2 protein-coding genes are annotated in these 4,153 nt (G+C 70.5%); both read right to left on the bottom strand.

Annotated features, from left to right (window positions below):
* Window positions 1-60: 60 nt before the first annotated feature.
* Window positions 61-2,148, bottom strand: coding sequence for a hypothetical protein (locus ACWGH0_RS34535; RefSeq protein WP_453408228.1), 2,088 nt, complete (start codon window positions 2,146-2,148; stop codon window positions 61-63).
* Window positions 2,149-2,437: 289 nt separating this feature from the next.
* A complete protein-coding gene (gene metG / locus ACWGH0_RS34530) occupies window positions 2,438-4,057 on the bottom strand; it encodes a methionine--tRNA ligase (protein WP_453408227.1) in 1,620 nt (539 codons plus the stop codon).
* Between the last annotated feature and the right edge of the window lie 96 nt (window positions 4,058-4,153).

Below are 4,153 nucleotides of genomic sequence, written 5' to 3'. Positions count from 1 at the left end.
GCGCCGCGGGGCCGCGGGGGGGGTGACCGCCCGCCCCGCGGCGGGCGGTCACCGGCCGCCCTAAGCCGTGACCGGCTCCTGCGAGTCCTCCGTGCCCGGCTCCGCCTCCTGCGGGCCGGCCGGGGAGCCGGGGCCGCGCTGGGCCGGGATGCCCTCGGTGAGGTGGGCCGTCATCAGCGCGCGGCGCTCGTCGGCCTGCGCGCACAGCGCGACGGCCGCCGCGTTGAAACGGACCAGGGAGGGCGGGTCGGACGGGCCGAGCAGGTGGGCCTTCAGCTCCGCGCGGGCCGCCTGGTAACGGTCCTTCTCCGGGTTGCGCACGGCCTCCAGGAGCTCGGGCACACCCGACGCGTCCGGGGCGAGGACGGCGGCGGCGCGCACGGTCGGGAACGCCGCGCGGAACTCCTCCTCCGTCATGCCGCTGGTGTTGGCCACGGCGTACGGCTTCTCGCTGTACAGGTAGTCCGAGACGACGCTCGACACGTCACTGATCAGCAGGTCCGCCTGGTTGAAGCAGCTGTAGATGCCCAGCCGCGGCGTGACGACGATCTGGTGCTCCCACTCGGGGAACGACGCCCAGTACGCCTCCTCCCACGCCTCGGTCGCCTCCGCGACGAGCGCCGCGCGGCCCTCCTCGGGCGTGCTCTGGAGCATCATCCGCTCCAGCTCGTCCGCGCCGGGGCGGAAGTCGGTGCTCGTGAGCCGGTCGAGCTCGTCCTTGCGGCGGGCGAGCTCGGCCATGGCCTCCAGGCCGGGCCGGGGGCCGGAGCGCCGGGCGGCGGCCTCGGTGATCATGGCGCGGATGCGGCGGTCCGCCGCGCCGGCCTCGGGCTCGACGGAGCCCGTCATCGGGTGCGGCTTGTAGAGCAGCCGTACGCCCTCGTCCTCGAGGAGCGCGCGGACCAGGTTCTCACCGGCCAGGACGACCGAGGTGTTGCCCGGGTTGCCGTCCCAGCCCTCCCAGGTGGGGGCGTACAGCACCGTGGTGTACGTGCCCTTCGGCGCGCCCGCCCAGGGCTGGATCGGGGCCAGCTGCGGGCGGCCCACCTCCACGACGTCCTTGTCGTCGACGCCGATCTCCGCCTGCCGGTAGCGCTCGCGGGCCGCCGGTCCCGCGACCCACACCTCGTCGTACGCCTTGGCGTACGGGTTGCAGCTCGACAGCTTGTCGCTCTCGCCGTGGTTGGTGAAGGCGTGCTTGATCGACGGGATGCGCAGGACCTGCGAGGTCTTACCGGAGTTCGCCGGGTGCAGCATCATCTTCAGCGTCGAGTTCTCCAGCGCGAACATGTGCGCGACCCGGGGGATGCACAGGATGGGCACGTCGGTCGCCTGGATCTTCTGCACCATGAACCGCTCACGCAGCACGATCAGCGGCTTGCCGTCCAGCTCGGAGAGCGTGGAGAGCCACATGTTCGCCTGGTACGCCGACGAGGTGCCGCCGGAGAAGTACATCGCCACGGTCGGCCGGTACTCCGCGAGCCAGGTGTCCAGCCACTCCAGCGTCTGCTCGGCGGTCGCCGGACGCTTGCCCGGCAGCAGCCACATGACCAGGCGGGCGACGCCGCCCGCCATCAGCAGGACGGAGACACCGGTGCCCACGGCGCCGGGGTACGCGTTCCCGGTCACGGCGGTGACCAGCAGACCCGTGGTGGCGGGCACCGAGAAGGCCAGCAGGCGGTGCCCGGGGCGGCGGGCCAGGATGCGCGGGGGAGCGGCGCACAGCTTCAGCGGCGAGGCGTCGATGTTGCGCGTGACGACCGGCAGCGTGCGGCTGCGGCGGACCAGCACGGCGATCGCCTGGCAGAGGAAGTGCAGGGCGTAGACCAGGAGCAGCGCGACGGTCAGCGGGGCCTGCTCGCGCAGCGGGTGGACGTCCTCCACACGCAGCAGTCCGAGCAGGATGATCATGTCGCGCAGCAGCTGCCGGACGGTGACGTCGAAGCGCACCCTGCTCAGCATCGCGAGCAGTCGGGGCTGCCGGTACCGCAGGAACAGGTCGAGGGCGAGGCCTACGGCCGCGCCGGCGACGAACACCGGCACCTGGGCCAGCAGGGCGCCGACGAGCTGAGCGGTGAACGCGGCGAACAGCGTGAGCAGTGCGGCCAGCTGCTTTGCGCGGCGGGATATGAGTCCGGCGGCGAGCACGGTGAATGAACTCCTGGCGGGGAGGGGCGATCGGCCGGGAAGCCGTTCTGGGGGGGTGCCGTTCCTCGCGCGCGCGTATGGGGGGACAGCGACGAGGAGGCTCGGCGGCTGACGGTATGCCGTGCACGGTGGTCGCCGCAACGCGCGGTGACAATAATCACCGCAGTTGCGGCATATGCCCGTTCATATGATGCACAACGGAGCACTACGCCCGGATGTACGAGCGAAAAACACGGCGGTGCCGGCCCGGAAGTCTCCCGGGACCGGCACCGCCGTGGGCAGGCCGCGCCTACGCCTTCTTCGGGTCCTCCAGGCGCGGGAACAGCACCGCGCCCTTGGTGACCGTCGCCCCCGCCGGCAGCCGGCCCCAGTCGGCGGCCTCCAGGAGCGGCTGATCGGCCAGGGCGCCCAGCGGCGCCTCCGCGCCCAGGGAGTCCCACAGCTTCTGCGACGTCTCGGGCATGACCGGGTTCAGCAGGACGGCCATCGCGCGCAGCGACTCGGCCGCCGTGTAGAGGATCGTCGCGAGGCGGGCCCTGCCCTCCGGCGACTCGTCCTTGGCCACCTTCCACGGCTCCTGCTCCGTGATGTAGCCGTTGACCTGCTTCACGAAGTCGAAGATCGCCAGGATGCCGCCCTGGAAGTCCAGCTCCTCGCCGATCTTCCGGTCGGCCTCCGCGACCGCCTTCGCCAGGCCCTCCTGGACGGCCCGCTCGGCGTCACCGGCGGCCGTGGCCTCCGGCAGCGCGCCGCCGAAGTACTTGCCGACCATCGCGGCCACGCGGGAGGCGAGGTTGCCGTAGTCGTTCGCGAGCTCGCTCGTGTAGCGGGCGGTGAAGTCCTCCCACGAGAACGAGCCGTCCTGGCCGAACGCGATGGCGCGCAGGAAGTACCAGCGGTACGCGTCCACGCCGAAGTGCGAGGTCAGGTCCTGCGGCTTGATGCCCGTCAGGTTCGACTTCGACATCTTCTCGCCGCCGACCATCAGCCAGCCGTTCGCGGCGACCCGGCCCGGCACCGGCAGGCCCTGCGCCATCAGCATCGCGGGCCAGATGATCGCGTGGAAGCGCAGGATGTCCTTGCCGATGAGGTGCACGTTCGCCGGGAACGTCTCGTCGAACTTGGCCTGGTCGGAGCCGTAGCCGACGGCCGTCGCGTAGTTCAGGAGCGCGTCGATCCACACGTAGATGACGTGCTTGTCGTCCCAGGGGACCGGAACGCCCCAGTCGAACGTCGAGCGCGAGATCGAGAGGTCTTCGAGTCCCTGCTTGACGAAGTTCACGACCTCGTTGCGGGCCGACTCCGGCTGGATGAAGCCGGGGTTCGCCTCGTAGAACTCGATGAGCCTGGGGCCGTACTCGCTCAGCTTGAAGAAGTAGTTCTCCTCCTTGAGGATCTCCACCGGCTTCTTGTGGACCGGGCACAGCTTCGTGCCGTCCTCGGCCTCGATGAGATCACCGGGGAGCTTGTACTCCTCGCAGCCGACGCAGTACGGGCCCTCGTAGCCGCCCTTGTAGATCTCGCCCTTGTCGTACAGGTCCTGCACGAACTCCTGGACGCGGTCCGTGTGGCGCTTCTCCGTCGTGCGGATGAAGTCGTCGTTCGCGATGTTCAGGTGCTCCCAGAGGGGCTTCCACGCCTCCTCGACGAGCTTGTCGCACCACTCCTGGGGCGAGACCCCGTTCGCCTCGGCAGTGCGCATGATCTTCTGACCGTGCTCGTCCGTGCCGGTGAGGTACCACACCTTCTCGCCGCGCTGACGGTGCCAGCGCGTGAGCACGTCCCCTGCAACGGTCGTGTAGGCGTGGCCCAGGTGAGGAGCGTCGTTGACGTAGTAAATGGGGGTCGATACGTAGAAGGCCTTCGCGCCTTCGTTCGTCCCCTGCTTCTCGGATCCAGTGGCCGCCATGGGCGAAATCCTAACGGCCCCCGGGTGATCCCCTCACCCGCTTAACCAGGGCTGAGACGCGAAGGCGGCGCCGGGCCCGGGGGACCGGCGCCGCCG

The sequence above is a fragment of the Streptomyces sp. NPDC054887 genome (assembly GCF_053610585.1).
This window is presented reverse-complemented; position numbering and strand designations above follow the sequence as displayed.

Excerpts from the sequence above, each read along its gene's own strand:
- metG (WP_453408227.1), bottom strand. The coding sequence starts at position 4,057 with ATGGCGGCCACTGGATCCGAGAAGCAGGGGACGAACGAAGGCGCGAAG.